Raw genomic sequence first — 15,303 nt, forward strand, 5'->3', positions numbered from 1 at the left:
AGTACTCTCAAAGATTTTTTTCATTATACTTGATTTTGCAGTGAGTTAGTTCTCTTCACCTGCTCGTGTATATATTGTGTTAAAGTTACTGTCATTTCATAACGAAGGAAAGGAGTAATTAAATATATTCCATTAAAATATTTAATAGCCTTATCGATAAGAGACGTCGCAATTTTTAACCCTTCAATTTCTGCTCTTGCTTTATCCTCACCACAAGCCGCCATTCTCTTGCGGATATCCTCTGTCAATTTAATACCTGGTACTTCATTATGAAGGAATTCCGCATTTCTCGAACTCGTTAATGGCATGATCCCAATATAAATTGGTTTCTTTATATGTCTAGTCGCTTCATACACATCAACAATTTGCTGTTCAGAATAAACAGGCTGTGTCATAAAATAATCCGCACCAGCTGTTATCTTTTTCTCCATTCGGATCACCGCTTTTTCTAATGAGCGTACATTCGGATTAAATGCTGCACCTACTGTGAAGTTCGCTTGTTGTCCAAGTGATTTCCCTGAAAAAGAAACGCCATCATTGAGTTGCTTAATTAAAGAGATTAAGTCAAATGATGTTAGATCATAGACGGATGAAGCTCCAGGAAAATCTCCGACTTTTGTTGGATCTCCCGTAATCGCTAACACCTGATTCATTCCTAGTGTATGCAGACCCATTAAATGAGATTGTAGACCGATTAAATTTCGATCTCGACAAGTCAAGTGAACTAAAGGCCTGACTCCTACTTGTGAATGCATAAGTGCTCCTAATGCCATATTATCAACTCTAGGTGAAGCTAGTGAATTGTCTGCTAGAGTGACTGCATCTACACCAGCCTCATGCAAAGCTTTGGCTCCATCAAGAAACTTATTGACGTGTAACTGTTTAGGAGGGTCTAGTTCCACTATAATAGCTGTTCTCTTCTTGGCAATTTCATCAATCGGTATTTCCTTATCTTTACGATCTTTGCTTACTTGAATAACAAGCTGCTTTTTCTTAATATCTTTTTCCGTAATCGGTGGGTACTCTTTTAGAGCTTTTGCCATCGTTCGAATGTGTTCGGGAGTCGTCCCGCAACACCCACCGAGTAAGCGAACCCCTTGTTCACGAAAGCGCAAAGCATTTTCTCCAAAGTAGTTCGGATTAGACTGATAATAAAACCTTCCATCTTCATAATCTGGCAAACTAGCATTCGGATAACAAGATAAGAACGCATTATCGTATAGCGGTACATCTTCTAACGATCGTATCATATGATAAGGTCCCATTCGACAATTGAGCCCAACGATATTAGCACCTGTATCGATGAGTGTTTTAAGTGCCTCACTGACAGGAGTCCCTCCATATAAAACACCAATATCCCCAAGTGCCACTTGAGCGACAATTGGTTTATCTGTCTTAGCTCTCGCTATCTTAATAACACTTTTTAACTCATCTAAACTATAAAACGTCTCAAATAATAATCCATCAGGATTTGCACTTAACAATGCATCTAATTGTTTATCAAAACTGCTCATTATTTCTTCTTGAGTAACATTTTTCGTTTGTAGGCCCGAAATTCCTCCAACGGTTGCAAGTACATAAGCTTCAAGGTTACGAACAGCCTTTTTCGCAATTTCAACACCTTTTACGTTCAGCTCTGTTACCTTTTGTTCTAACCCATAGTTTGCTAGTTTGATTGAGTTCGCAGCATACGTATTTGTTTGAATGACGTTTGCTCCTGCTTGAAGATACTCCTCATGGACTTCGTACACTTTATCTTCAGCCGTTATGTTTAAATGTTCAAAGCAACTTTCCGTAATTCCTTTTGAATAGAGAAGGGTTCCTATCGCCCCATCTCCTATTAATATCCGTTCTTTTAGCGCATCAAGAAAATCCATATCTTCCCCATCCTTTTATTTATAAGTTAATTCGTGATCGCCAAGCTTTCAAAAGCATTCAAAAAGTCTCTTTTAATATCCTCGACATTTTCTAGTCCGACCGATAATCGTAACAGTCCATCGCTAATTCCCCTTTGTTCTCGTTCTGCACTTGGCATTGCCGCATGGGACATCGTTGCTGGGTAAGATAAGATCGATTCTACTGCACCAAGGCTAACTGCAAAAACAGGCACTTCGACTTGAGCGACAAACTGTCTTACTGCCTCTTTATCTTTTAACTCAAAGGATAATACAGCTCCAAAACCTTCTGCTTGGTCTTTTTGAATATTATATCCTAAATGATCTTTTAATCCTGGGTAATAGACTCGTTCAACAGCAGGTTGTTCTTTTAGCCAAAGGGCTAATTCATTTGCAGCCTTTGACGAATGCTCCATACGAACATGTAATGTCTTAAGACCTCGTAATACGAGCCAACAATCTTGCACCCCTAACACCGAACCGAATGAGTTTTGCAAGAATGCTAATTGATCACCTACTTCTTCGTCTTTAACAACAGCAAGTCCCGCAATGACATCACTATGGCCTCCAATAAACTTTGTCGCACTATGAAGGACAACATCTACGCCAAGTTCAATCGGACGTTGTAATGCTGGTGTCATGAAAGTATTGTCAACAAACGTTAAGCAACCGTATTTCTTTGCTAAAGCTACCACTTCTCTTAAATCTGTGATTTTCATCGTCGGATTTGATGGGGTTTCAACGTAAATCACTTTTGTATTTTCTTGAATACTCGCTTCTATTTCCTCATTATTCGTCATATCAACAAACGTATATTCAATACCCAGACGGTTTAACACTTGAGTTACAAAACGGAACGTACCCCCATACACATCTGTCGTAACGACCACATGGTCTCCTTTTGAAAGAAGCATAAAAGCTGTTGAAATCGCCGCCATACCTGATGCGAATGCAAACCCCCTCACGCCGCCTTCTAATTCAGCAATTGTTTCCTCTAGTGCTGCACGAGTTGGATTTCCTGAACGTCCATAATCAAAGGTTCCGAACTGATCAAAGTCAAATTGATGAAAGGTTGAAGCATGTTGGATTGGAACACTTACCGCTCCCGTTTCTTTATCTACTTTTTGATTATTATGAAGTAAGCGCGTTTGCAAAGAAAATTGTTCACTCATTTTTATATATCCTCCTATAGACTTACATGATTAAATGCTTGATCTAAATCCGCAATCAGATCCTGACTATTTTCGATACCTACTGAAAAACGTAATAAGCGGTCACATACACCATTTGCGAAACGCACCTCTTCTGGCATATCCGCGTGGGTTTGCGTTGTTGGATATGTCATTAAGCTTTCAACGCCACCTAAACTTTCTGCAAATGAAATTAATTTTAACTGCTGTAAAAATGGATTTACCCAGTTAGCTTCCTTAATGCGGAAAGAAAGCATCCCGCCACGTCCAGGATAGAGAACATCTGTCACTGAAGGGTGTTCTTTAAGATAGGCCGCCACTTCTCTTGCGTTCTTTTGATGTTGTTCCATCCGTAGTGTTAACGTCTTCATACCTCTTATAAGTAACCACGAATCAAACGGACTTAATATTCCTCCCATACCATTGTGGAAATACCCAATTCGCTCGCAAAGTTCTTCACCTTTTCCAACAATTAAACCTGCAATGACATCGTTGTGCCCTCCTAAGTATTTTGAAGCACTGTGTATAACGATATCTGCTCCTTCTTTGAGTGGTTGTTGTATTAAAGGCGTATAGAAAGTGTTATCAACAATGAACAGTAAATTATGCTTTCTTGCTAAATGACCTAACTGCTTTAAATCGGCTTCTTGCATTAGTGGATTGGTCGGGCTTTCTATAAACAACGCTTTCGTATTTTCATTTATTTGTTGTTCAAATGTTTCTATATCTCTTGGATCCCCGTATGAAAATGATAATCCCCAGTTTTTCCATCCATTTTCAAATAGTCGATAAGTACCACCATATAAGTCACTCGATGCTAATATCTCATCGCCTTGCTTAAATAAGGAAAATAAAGTTTGAATAGCAGACATTCCTGAACTACAGGCAAAGCCTCGATCACCTGCTTCTAATTCAGCAATCGCATTTTCTAAAACTAACCTAGTTGGGTTTCCCGTTCTTGAATAATCAAAACCAGTAGATTCACCGATCCCTGAATGGCGATACGCGGTGGAAAAATAAACAGGGGTATTAATCGTTCCTGTATGTTCGTCTAAACGGTTTCCAATTTGTACTAGTTTCGTTTCTAGTTGCTCTTTATTCATTATGCTTCTCCTCCACTCTTATCGCTGTTTTTTCTTAAACTTTATTCTTTAGAGAAGTTTACCCTTCTAAAAGTGCAAAAAGCCTTCCTCTTATAAATAAGAAGAAGGCTAAGAAATCATTTTCAATGAACTACGCTCCTTCTTATCTTTCAAGCCATAATTGCTTGCTGGAATTAGCACCTGACCGAAAATAAATTCAGCTGGTTGCTGAGACTTCATAGGGCCATTCCCTCCATCTCTCTTGATAAGAAAATTATTTAATTTTTCAATTTTCGCTTGATTCTAAATTACATGAATTGCACGAAAAAAGCAATAGATTTTATTAGATTTACTTATTTTAATCCTTTAAAGCATCAACAATTCTTAAAAATCTATAGGCGTTATTCTGGAGTAGCATCTATTTGTAAGTCGTCCTCATTCCCACAAACACAACGAATAAAGCCCGTCTCATAGTTGCCGTCTTTTCCTTGTCTACCCCGTAGAATAAACTTTTCACCACATTTTGGACAACGAATTACGATTCGATACCTTACGCTTTCAGTCATGCATACCACTCCTAACCCTTTTTCTAATTTGCCATTTTCACTTTGTGTATACTGAATGTCCAAAGCCCAATCATAAAAAGAAGCATCATTATATGAATATATTTATCCATTGTTAGTAATATTAAATCATAGCTCCCATGAAGTAAAATTGGTAAGAATAAAGAAAGTATAATAAACCAAGTCTGGTGTTGTTTTGAAAACTTTGCTTTTCCTAAATAATACCCCATAATTACCCCGAACAAAGCATGGCTACTTACTGGAAATAACGCTCTCAACCACGCCGTTTGCAACCCGTTCGCTAGTAAATAAAAAAAATTCTCAACAGATGCAAACCCTAAAGATAGAGAAACCCCATAAATAATACCATCATATGTTTTGTTAAAGGTCGCATGCTTATACGCAAAGAAAAAAAGCAAAAACCACTTGAAAAACTCTTCTGTAAAAGCATATTCAAAGAAAGCTACCATAAAATGAGTCGTAAACACACCTTCAACTTCAAACGCATATTGGATGACCATGACTGGAAAAACCAACAGCGCACCAATGATAAATGTTTTAATAATCATGAGTAACGCTTGAGAACTTACATCATTTTTTAAATAAAAATAGCAAAATAAAGCCATAGCAGGACCAGTAGTTGCGGTTATAAGCGAAAACAACGTTTTTCCAATCCTCTCTTTAACTACGATTTAGTCTCTATATTTTAAAACCTTCTTCTATGTCCCCACCAGCTGACATTAAAACTGCAAGCTTTATTCTTGCCTTTTTCGAGTCATAATCCTTACCTAAACTCGCGCCTCTTAATTTTAAATCATAAGCACTTCCACGATAATCATACGAAGTGTGTACCTGTCCTTCCTCAGAACTTGTCGTTACTACGACTTTGACGCCAGCTTTTATTGCATTCGTTATATCATCTACCATATGAGGTGATACTTGTCCTCTTCCTACCCCTTCTAAGACAATACCTTTTGTTCCTTCTCTCACCGCACACCGAATAAACTTTCCATCTGCTCCTGCATAACATTTAATAATTTCAACTTGTGGTAGGAAGGAATCAATTTGATAACAATCTCTATGCAATGGTTTTTGATACACACTTACCACATCATTATCGATAATACCTAAATAACCATAACCAAATGATTCAAAACCTTGCATATTTGATGCATGTACTTTTTTAACATATTTAGCAGACCATATCCGGTCATTAAATACAACCACTGTACCAACATTATCCAAACTTTCATTAACAGCGACATAAATAGAATTTCGTAAGTTCGAATACACATCGGTTCCGATATCGTCTGGTGACCGCTGTGACCCCGTAACAACAATCTTTCTTTCATCTGTAACGGCTAAATCTAAAAAATATGCCGTCTCTTCAAGTGAATCCGTTCCATGTGTGACCACGATCCCACTGACGGTTTCATCTTCGAATACTTTGTCAATTTTCTTTTTTAATTCGAGCATCCTATCAAAATCAATATGCATACTAGGAAGCTGAAACAAACTATGTACTTCTATTTGGATATCAGATGGCAAACGACAAAGGGAAGCTAATTCTTCACCTGTTAACTCTCCTGATGATAATAAACCACTAGCAATTTTTTTTGAGGCGATCGTTCCTCCTGTTGTAATTAAAGCAACCTTTCTCATATGTATTCATCACCTTCATATTTAATATTCTTTTTGTAAAGTCTTACTAGTGCTAAGTCTACAATTTCAGTTTTTGAAAAACTTAGTGAGATATTAGCAATAGTAACAACCTGTTGCCTCCACTGAGTCAAGTTTCTATCTAGGTAAATGACTACGAACTCCTATGATTTCTCTTGCTAATTTCTGCTGCAATTAAATCACCGTGAAAACGCCCATTTTCTATAAATATCTCATTCGCATTATTACCTGCCGCAATAACTCCTGCAATAAAAATACCTTGCACATTCGTCTCCATTGTTTCCTCAGCATACAATGGACGCCCCGTATCAGGCTCACTTCCTACTCCCATTTGACTTAAGAACGAGTGATCAGGATGATAGCCTGTCATAGCAAAAACAAACTGCGCTTTTACTTCTCTTACAGTACCATCCACTTCATATACTACTGTAGTTTTCCTAATTTCAGTCACTTTAGCGTTAAAAACCATTTGAATTTGCTCTTGATTCATTAAAGAAACAAATTCAGGTAAGATCCAAGGCTTCACACTCTTTGAAAATTCATGTCCACGATACAATACCGTCACTCTTGCACCAACTCGCTCTAATTCAAGCGCTGCATCAACAGCTGAGTTTTTCCCTCCGATGACAACGACATTTTTATTAAAATAGGGATGAGCTTCTTTAAAGTAATGAAAAACATGTTCTTGTTCTTCACCCTTTACCCCCATTAAATTTGGATGATCATAATAGCCAGTCGCAATAACGACATACTTACTAGTATATTCTTTAACTGTTTCACGATTCGTACACGTACTTACAGTGAAGGTTCCATCCCTTCTTTTTTCCACACGAGTGACTTGTTCGTAATCATTAACGCGAATTCCTTTACGTTTGACAACTTCTCTATAATAGCTGAGAGCTTGATTTCGATTCGGTTTACGCTCTACTGTAACAAATGGAACGCCACCGATTTCTAGTTTTTCACTCGTACTAAAAAAAGTTTGATGTGTCGGATACCGATAAATAGAACTGACTATATTATCTTTTTCAATGACTAAAGGATTAAACCCTTGGTCCATTAGCGCAATCGCTGCAGCTAATCCACAAGGCCCTCCACCAACAATAATAACTTCTTCTTTCACCATTTTATTTCCACCTCTTGTTTCGTCTCTAATCACTATAAACCCTTGCATCATTTTGATGCAAGGGTTTATAGTGGTTGTTCTATTTTAACTTTCTACAAGGACAGGACCATTTCAAGCATTAGATTAACACTTTTTTCACAATCTTCCCACGTTGTTAATTCTTCTTCACAGTGACTCTTTCCATTTATACTTCTCGCAAAGATCATTACACTTGGAATATAACTAGCGAAAAACTGGGCATCATGACCTGCACCACTATCCATTCTTTTATATGGATAACCGAGAGATTTAGCCGCTTGTTCTACCTTATTACAAAGGTTTTCATCGAAAAACACTGTTGATCGATCCCAAAGTTTTTTCGCTGTAATTTCACAACCTTCATTGTTTCGTATTTCTGTTAACCCTTGAATAATGTCTTCTACTTTCTTAATAATGACTGGATCCTTATGTCGTGCTTCAAGTGTAAATACAACTTTATTCGGAATCACCGTATGAATATTTGGATAAACATTCATTCTTCCCATCGTAAATACTAAATCTTGTGCAAGGGCCCCTAACTTCTGTCTAGCTTCAGTAATGATATTCGTGGTTGCAAAAAGTGCATCCTTTCTCATATCCATTGGAGTCGTTCCCGCATGGTCGGACTCGCCAGTTACTTCTATTTCGTAACAAACCATACCAAGAACACTTTCAACGACAGCTACTGGTAACGACTCTCGCTCCAGAACAGGACCTTGTTCAACATGCAGTTCTAAAAATGCTGTAGCTTCTTTAATTCGCTCGTCCTCACTTCCTGCATAACCAATCGACTGTAGTGCCTCTTCAAAAGTAACACCATCTACATCTTTCGTTTCAAGCATCGTCGATTTATCAAATTTACCTGACAATACACCAGACGCCATCATAGAAGGTTCAAACCTTGCTCCTTCTTCATTTGTTATATTCATAATCGTTAATGGAACACGAGGTTTTATATTATGATCTACTAAGGTACGAGCAACCTCTAACCCCGCCAATACACCTAAAACTCCATCAAACCTCCCACCTTTTTTTACTGTATCTAAATGCGACCCGATTACAATAGGCGGTTTATCTGTTTCAACTCCATCTAATCTCGCATAAATATTGCCCATATCATCGACCTTTACAGACATCCCTAACTCGATACAGCAAGAACAAAAATAGTCTCGTGCTAAGCGATCTTCCTCTGACAAGGCTAGACGTGTGACCCCATTATTTTTCGTGCGTCCAAAATCTGCAAATTCTTCAACTGTTTGTTTTAACCTTTCACCATTAATTAATAATTGTTGTTTTTCCATAGTCATGTTCACTCCTCATTTTATTAAATTTTCTTTTCGGAACGAATGACGATACTACTTATACTTATTGTAATCTCTCTACTCGTCTAACCACTTAACTATCATATCTCCCGAATAAATTCCAAAGAAGCATTGAGAATTTGACTGTATTTTATTATTATTCTGATAATTAAAATTATAATTTATTTGAAACCATATAAACAATGGACATAATGTAAAATAAACTCTGCGCAAATTATACCAGTCGTAAAATTTATATATACTATTTTCTTCAACTCAATTGAGATTTGCTAGATTTTTCTATTCTTAGTCGATACGAAGTAAATTTGTATGAACGATGAAAAAATAGTACTGCATAATGCAGTACTATTAATGGTCATAATTAACTTATTAAAATTATACCCAACCTCTAAACCTTGAAGCTTCCGCCATTTTACGAACACCGACCATATACGCTGCTAAGCGCATATTCACTTTTCTACCACTCGATAAGTTATATATATTATTAAACGCTTGTACCATTACTTTTTCTAATTTAGCTTCCACTTCTTCTTCTGTCCAATAATACCCTTGATTATTTTGCACCCACTCAAAATAGGAAACCGTAACTCCACCAGCACTCGCTAATACATCAGGGACAATTAATACGTCCTTTTTTGTAAGGATACGAGTTCCTTCTAATGTTGTTGGACCATTCGCTGCTTCTACTACAATTTTTGCTTTTATATTAGCTGCATTCTCTTCTGTAATTTGATTTTCAATAGCAGCTGGAACGAGGATATCACAATCTAACTCTAATAATTCTTTATTTGAAATCGTATCTTTAAATAAATTCGTGACTGTTCCAAAACTATCTCGACGATCGAGTAAGTATTCGATATCTAATCCATCTGGATCATGTAGTGCACCATAAGCATCAGAAATTCCGATAATCTTTGCTCCTTGATCATGCATAAATTTAGCTAAAAAGCTTCCTGCGTTTCCAAATCCTTGAATAACGACACGGGCTCCATCGATATCGATTCCTTTTTTCTTAGCAGCTTCTCGGATACAAATCGTTACACCTTTAGCTGTAGCTGATTCGCGACCATGCGATCCACCGAGTACGATTGGTTTCCCCGTAATAAAGCCAGGAGAATCAAACTCACGAATTCGACTATATTCATCAAGCATCCATGCCATAATTTGTGAATTGGTAAATACATCAGGTGCTGGTATGTCTTTCGTAGGGCCAACTATTTGACTTATGGCACGAACATAACCACGGCTTAATCGTTCTAATTCTCGAAATGACATATCACGAGGATCACAAATAATACCACCTTTACCCCCACCATAAGGTAAATCGACGATTCCTGCTTTAAGACTCATCCAGATTGACAACGCTTTCACTTCTGTTTCTGTGACACTTGGGTGGAATCTTACGCCACCTTTTGTTGGGCCCACAGCATCATTATGTTGAGCACGATACCCTGTGAAAATCTTAGTGGAACCATCATCCATACGAACGGGTATCCGAACCGTTAACATCCGAACGGGCTCTTTCATTAATTCGTACATTTCATCAGCATAGCCGAGTTTATCTAATGCCTCTTTGATTATTTTCTGTGTTGAAAATAAAACATTTGTATTTTCTTTCTCTTTATTAGTTTCCTGCATGTCCTTCTCTACCATGAAATTCACCTCGAAGATATGATCAAACATAAATGTGTGATATTAAAAAACGTACCATCTATAACTATAAAGAAAAAGGTCTACTTTTTCCACCCATTGTTACAAAAAAATTGGTATGTTCATCAGTATTTATTTTCGTCTCTCGTAAGATCGAAATAACAAGAACCAAAATAAAACCTGATGAGAAGTTTCAAAACTCCTCATCAGGTTTTATTTTTAGGGGTTTTTGATACATCCCGATTATTTTCTGTATACGCGTTATCTATTTATTTTTAGATAACTGAACTAGTTTTTCAATCATATCTTCATAAGACAAACCGATTTCTCTTGCCGCATCAGGATAAAGGCTTGTCGGAGTCATTCCTGGAAGTGTGTTTACTTCTAAAATAACAGGCTCAGTTCCATCTCTAGGCACAATGAAATCTACTCGTGAATAAATATCACAACCTAACACTTGATGAGCTAAAACCGCATTCGCTTGCAACAAGTTCATCGTATTATCACCTACACGTGCGGGAACAATATGCTCACTCATTCCTGGTGCGTATTTTGCTTCATAATCATAATATTTGTTTTTTGGAACGATTTCGACGACTGGTAAAGCCTTTTCTTCACCTTTATTCCCCATTACTGCCACGGTTACTTCAATTCCATCAATAAATTCTTCAATTAACACCGTATCATCAAAACGAAAGGCTTCTTCAATTCCCTCCATTAACTCTTGCTCATTTTGAGCGATCGTTAAACCAATCGTTGAACCTTCTTGGTTCGGTTTTACAACTGCAGGAAAAGTCGTATTCCATTTAAACTCATCTTTTTGAAAGCTATGTTTATAGACGACCATTTCTTGCGCAACCCGGATTCCGTTTTTATGAAAGAACGTCTTTGCTTTTGCTTTATCCATTGCTAATGCCGACCCTAACACACCAGACCCTACATATGGAATGTTTAGCATTTCTAGGAGAGCTTGAATTCTTCCATCTTCACCAAATCGTCCATGTAAACCAATATATACAATATCGACATCTAAATCGATAATTTCTTTAATCCTTTGGGGATGAAAATCAATTCCTACTACTTCATGCCCCTTTTTAGAAAGAGCTTCAATAATTCCTTTACCAGAAGACAAAGAAACTTCTCGCTCAGCCGATGTTCCCCCGTATAATACACCAATCTTCATATTGAGTATCACTCCTAAAATAATATGTATCCTCATTATATTCGCCTATTTAGTTGTTGCCACATTACAACATTAATTACCACAATCTATACTATAATAACACGAACCCTAGAAAAGCGTAAGGCACATGGTTAACCCCAATAAGCAAATGCCCCAACTGGCACAAAGCCCTTATAGAAATCGAGTAGAGGGAAAATAAGTTAACCTATTTTCGCCCCTCTCACAACACTGTACATACGGGTCTCGTATACGGCGTTTCAATTTATATTACAGTGTGTACTTTTAAGTAACGTTCTAAAGCAGAGGGTACTCCCCTTTGTTTTAGTCTTTTGTTTGAGATTGCTTTTTGAACAACTTTCGATAATCCGATATACCGATAACCTTTCCGGCAGAACGTTAATCCTTTCGCTTCTTCTTCAGGTATCCCTAATTGAGTTAGCGACTTGATTTGTTTTTTCGCTACCTTCCATTGTTTCCAGATGATTACCCTTAATCTTGAGCGTAATTTCTTATCTATTCGACTCATTGCTGTTTTCATATTTGCGATTCTAAAGTAATTCACCCATCCGAATATGACTTGTTTCAGTTTCAGTATTCGGTAGTCTAACGGAACACTCCAATTTCGCTTTGTCAATTGTCGAAGCTTCCTTTGAAATTTCTGTACTGAAATTGGATGAGGCCGCACTTGATATCTCTTGTTATTAGGATCATAATAATACCCAAATCCCAAGAATTTTAACTCTTTTGGGCGAGAAACTTTACTCTTTTCGGCATTTACTATCAATCCTAATTTCTCTTCTATAAATCTCACGATTGATTTCATCACTCTGTCAGCGGCTTTTTCGCTTTTCACAAAGATGAGTGCGTCATCAGCGTATCTTATGAATCGTAATCCTCTACTTTCTAATTCCTTATCGAGTTCATTCAACATAATATTGCTCAGTAATGGACTGAGGTTTCCTCCTTGCGGAGTACCAACCTGCGTTTCTTCATATTTCCCATTTACCATTACTCCACTAACCAAGTATTTCCTAATTAGTGAGATGACGTCTCCATCTTCTATTGTGTTGGCTATAATACGCATGAGTTTATCGTGATGAACTGTATCGAAAAATCTTTCTTTAGCGATATAAGATAGAACCATAAATAATTATCATCAAGACCTTAGGATCTTGTAAAATATATTAAAAGGAGAAATTATTATGGAATCTATCATTCAAGAATATCGTGAATACCAGTCTGTCATTAAGGGATATACTCCAAAAGTTGTTTTGAGCACCGGAAGGGAATTAAAGAAGCTAACTAAGCACCTGGAAGAGCGCTCCCTAAACTTCCAATCTGTTAAACTTGTTGATCTTGAAAACTACTGTATTGAACGAACAGAAGGAAAATCTCTTGGTTACCGAAACCTTATTGTAAGCCAAATTCGTTCCTTTTTTACCTATTTAAAACAACAGGAGTACTGCTTTGAAAATCCAAGTATCCATTTATCTTACACTAATTTAGATACCCACCAAGCTCTACCTGAAGTCGCATCTTTAGAAGAAATCCAAGATTGTCTTAAAGAGTTAAGAAGACAGGTTAACTCCTTCTTAGGGAGGCGCCAGTTGACCCCATTCGAAAGCGGAATTTAGCCTTATTCGCTCTTATGTATGCCACTGGTATACGAGCGGGAGAAGCGGCTAATCTTCTGCTCTGTGATGTTCTTTGGGAGGAACAGGTTCTCTGTATTCGGGCTGGTAAAGGACGTAAAGACCGGCGTGTGCCCCTTGTTGGTGAGGTCCTAGAGTTACTTCAAACTTATCTAGCCACTCGTAAGGATCTTGATATGGCTTCTCCACTGTTTCTTACTTGGAGAAAAGAAGCGATGACTAACAATTTAATTGGCGTAACTTTTAAATCTTACTCTGAAATGTGGATCAAACCATTGCGACCTCATCAATTACGACATACTTGCGCCACCCACCTATTCCAACAAGGAGGAAACATTGTACATATTAAAGATTGGCTCGGTCATAAAAAAGTTACAACTACATTACATTATGCAAGGATACAAAACCCTGAGATCGCCGCTGCACTAGAATCTCATCCAATTAATGAAGCAACAATTCCAAAACGGTCGAAACTCAAATTAGTAAAAAATTTTCGTGAAAAACCAATGACTTCCTTACGACGAAAATATACGATGACGTCACAGGCTGCCCCCCTGGTTGGGAAGTTAGCGAACCAAATTGAGGAGTTTATAAGAACGGCAATTGGCATGAAAAAATACAGTAAAGGAACAATTAAAGAATTCCGATTTAGTCTAACTCGATTCTCCGTAGGTTGTCCTAACTGCCTTGAAAATGGCATAGAAACTTTACGTGGTCAAGACATTATTCGCTGGTTGAGCTCTCGTAGACAAGCTGGGATTTCTCAATGTACCATAGATAAAAACTTGTCTCACCTTCGGTCTTTTATTTCCTACGCCATGGAACAGACAATCCAATGGAGGCACTAAAAATGGTACCTAAACAACCAAAAGAACAAGCTTACCTAACTGAAGATGAAATGATGAGATTACTATCTGCACCAGACCGATCTGAGCTAGAAGGATTTACTGATTATATGGCGCTTCTTGTTCTATATTCTACTGGTCTTCGTGTGGGAGAACTAAGTAATTTGAACATCGAAGACGTAGACATAAAAGAGGGCTGGGTCCATATTCGTGAAGGCAAAGGCCGTGACAGACAAATCGCCATTCCAAAAGCTGCTTTAAATGATTTCAAGCAATATCTTGGGTTGTACCGGAAGGAGAAATCTGGTCCATTCTTACTTAATTTAAAGGGAACTCGTATAAAGCCTTGGACCGTTACTAGACGTATTCGCCATTATGCAGAAGTCGCCAATATTCAAAAACCTGTAAGCCCACATACCATTCGTCATACCTTCACCGCCCACCTTATTAAACGTGGAGGCCGGATTGAAATCATTGCAAAAGCTTTAGGGCATAAGACATTAGCTGAAACGAGTGCCTATGCTCATGCAGATTTTGAAGATCTCAGAAAAGCAGTCAGTTTATTACGTAAAAATATACCACCTTTGTCAGGAGAGAAAAAAGATGATGAATGAATCTACGATTCAAGAGTTTCTAGAATATGCACAAATGGTTCGAGGATGTCGTCCCAAAACCGCTGAAGCTTACGCCATTGATCTAAAAGTAATGAATACTTTCTGCACTATTTACTATCCACACGTGGATAATCCCTCTAAAGCTAAATTGGTTGTGGATTATATTCGTTATCTTCGCGTTGAGCGAAAAAATGCCTCAGCTGCGGTTGGTCGAAAGTTGGCAACTCTTTCAGCTTATATTGACTTTCTCATCCTGATGGAACTACTAGATTCAAAACAAGATCAACGTGAAAAATGGCCGAAACTACTAGATACACCAGAGCGTCTTCCAGTCGTACTTGAAAATAAAGAAATGCAGGATATTCTTTCTCAACCAGATACCACAACAATTCTTGGCCGTCGCGACCGAGCAATTCTTACATTAATTTATTCTGCCGGTTTACGCGTGAGTGAAATTTGTTCTTTGAAAGTGATAGACGTCAA

Annotated in this window: 15 protein-coding genes and 1 riboswitch; of the genes, 4 read left to right on the forward strand and 11 right to left on the reverse strand. The window is 37.7% G+C overall.

Features of this window, described 5'->3' with window-relative positions:
- Positions 1-23: 23 nt before the first annotated feature.
- From BK574_RS10065 to BK574_RS10110, 11 genes are all read right to left on the reverse strand, one after another.
- Entirely contained in the window at positions 24-1,877 is a 1,854-nt protein-coding gene (locus BK574_RS10065; RefSeq protein ID WP_078428510.1) for a bifunctional homocysteine S-methyltransferase/methylenetetrahydrofolate reductase, read from the reverse strand.
- Positions 1,878-1,903: 26 nt separating this feature from the next.
- Positions 1,904-3,067, reverse strand: coding sequence for a cystathionine beta-lyase (gene metC / locus BK574_RS10070; protein ID WP_078428511.1), 1,164 nt, complete (start codon positions 3,065-3,067; stop codon positions 1,904-1,906).
- 14 nt (positions 3,068-3,081) lie between these two features.
- Positions 3,082-4,188, reverse strand: coding sequence for a methionine biosynthesis PLP-dependent protein (locus BK574_RS10075; RefSeq protein ID WP_078428512.1), 1,107 nt, complete (start codon positions 4,186-4,188; stop codon positions 3,082-3,084).
- 139 nt (positions 4,189-4,327) lie between these two features.
- A riboswitch (SAM riboswitch) is annotated at positions 4,328-4,439 on the reverse strand.
- A 129-nt stretch (positions 4,440-4,568) separates the two neighbouring features.
- Positions 4,569-4,733 carry a hypothetical protein gene (locus BK574_RS27860; protein WP_169917343.1) on the reverse strand — a complete coding sequence of 55 codons (165 nt, stop codon included), beginning with the start codon at positions 4,731-4,733 and terminating at the stop codon, positions 4,569-4,571.
- A 23-nt stretch (positions 4,734-4,756) separates the two neighbouring features.
- Complete coding sequence (gene prsW, locus BK574_RS10080) at positions 4,757-5,392, reverse strand: glutamic-type intramembrane protease PrsW (RefSeq protein ID WP_075384794.1); 636 nt, start codon at positions 5,390-5,392, stop codon at positions 4,757-4,759.
- A 37-nt stretch (positions 5,393-5,429) separates the two neighbouring features.
- Positions 5,430-6,392, reverse strand: coding sequence for an asparaginase (locus BK574_RS10085; protein ID WP_078428513.1), 963 nt, complete (start codon positions 6,390-6,392; stop codon positions 5,430-5,432).
- Positions 6,393-6,543: 151 nt separating this feature from the next.
- Entirely contained in the window at positions 6,544-7,536 is a 993-nt protein-coding gene (locus BK574_RS10090) for a YpdA family putative bacillithiol disulfide reductase (RefSeq protein WP_078428514.1), read from the reverse strand.
- Positions 7,537-7,628: 92 nt separating this feature from the next.
- Complete coding sequence (locus tag BK574_RS10095; RefSeq protein WP_078428515.1) at positions 7,629-8,855, reverse strand: Zn-dependent hydrolase; 1,227 nt, start codon at positions 8,853-8,855, stop codon at positions 7,629-7,631.
- Positions 8,856-9,251: 396 nt separating this feature from the next.
- Positions 9,252-10,529, reverse strand: coding sequence for a Glu/Leu/Phe/Val family dehydrogenase (locus tag BK574_RS10100; protein WP_075384798.1), 1,278 nt, complete (start codon positions 10,527-10,529; stop codon positions 9,252-9,254).
- A gap of 262 nt (positions 10,530-10,791) precedes the next feature.
- Positions 10,792-11,709, reverse strand: a complete 918-nt coding sequence (locus BK574_RS10105; protein WP_075384799.1) for a D-alanine--D-alanine ligase family protein — start codon at positions 11,707-11,709, stop codon at positions 10,792-10,794.
- Between the two features lie 262 nt (positions 11,710-11,971).
- Entirely contained in the window at positions 11,972-12,853 is an 882-nt protein-coding gene (locus BK574_RS10110; protein WP_238457901.1) for a reverse transcriptase domain-containing protein, read from the reverse strand.
- Between the two features lie 58 nt (positions 12,854-12,911).
- Here BK574_RS10110 and BK574_RS10115 point away from each other — a divergent pair, with 58 nt between their 5' ends.
- The 4 genes from BK574_RS10115 to BK574_RS27460 form a co-directional block, all read left to right on the forward strand.
- Positions 12,912-13,343 (forward strand): site-specific integrase, encoded by a 432-nt coding sequence (locus BK574_RS10115; protein WP_078428516.1) that lies wholly within the window; start codon positions 12,912-12,914, stop codon positions 13,341-13,343.
- Positions 13,344-13,357: 14 nt separating this feature from the next.
- Entirely contained in the window at positions 13,358-14,209 is an 852-nt protein-coding gene (locus tag BK574_RS10120; protein ID WP_078428517.1) for a tyrosine-type recombinase/integrase, read from the forward strand.
- 2 nt (positions 14,210-14,211) lie between these two features.
- Positions 14,212-14,820, forward strand: coding sequence for a tyrosine-type recombinase/integrase (locus tag BK574_RS10125; protein WP_158211614.1), 609 nt, complete (start codon positions 14,212-14,214; stop codon positions 14,818-14,820).
- On the forward strand, positions 14,813-15,303 hold a 491-nt coding region (locus tag BK574_RS27460; protein WP_158211615.1), incomplete at its 3' end, for a tyrosine-type recombinase/integrase. The genes BK574_RS10125 and BK574_RS27460, both read left to right, overlap by 8 nt.

Source organism: Alkalihalobacterium alkalinitrilicum, assembly GCF_002019605.1.
In the GTDB taxonomy this organism is placed as follows: Bacteria; Bacillota; Bacilli; order Bacillales; family Bacillaceae_F; genus Alkalihalobacterium; species Alkalihalobacterium alkalinitrilicum.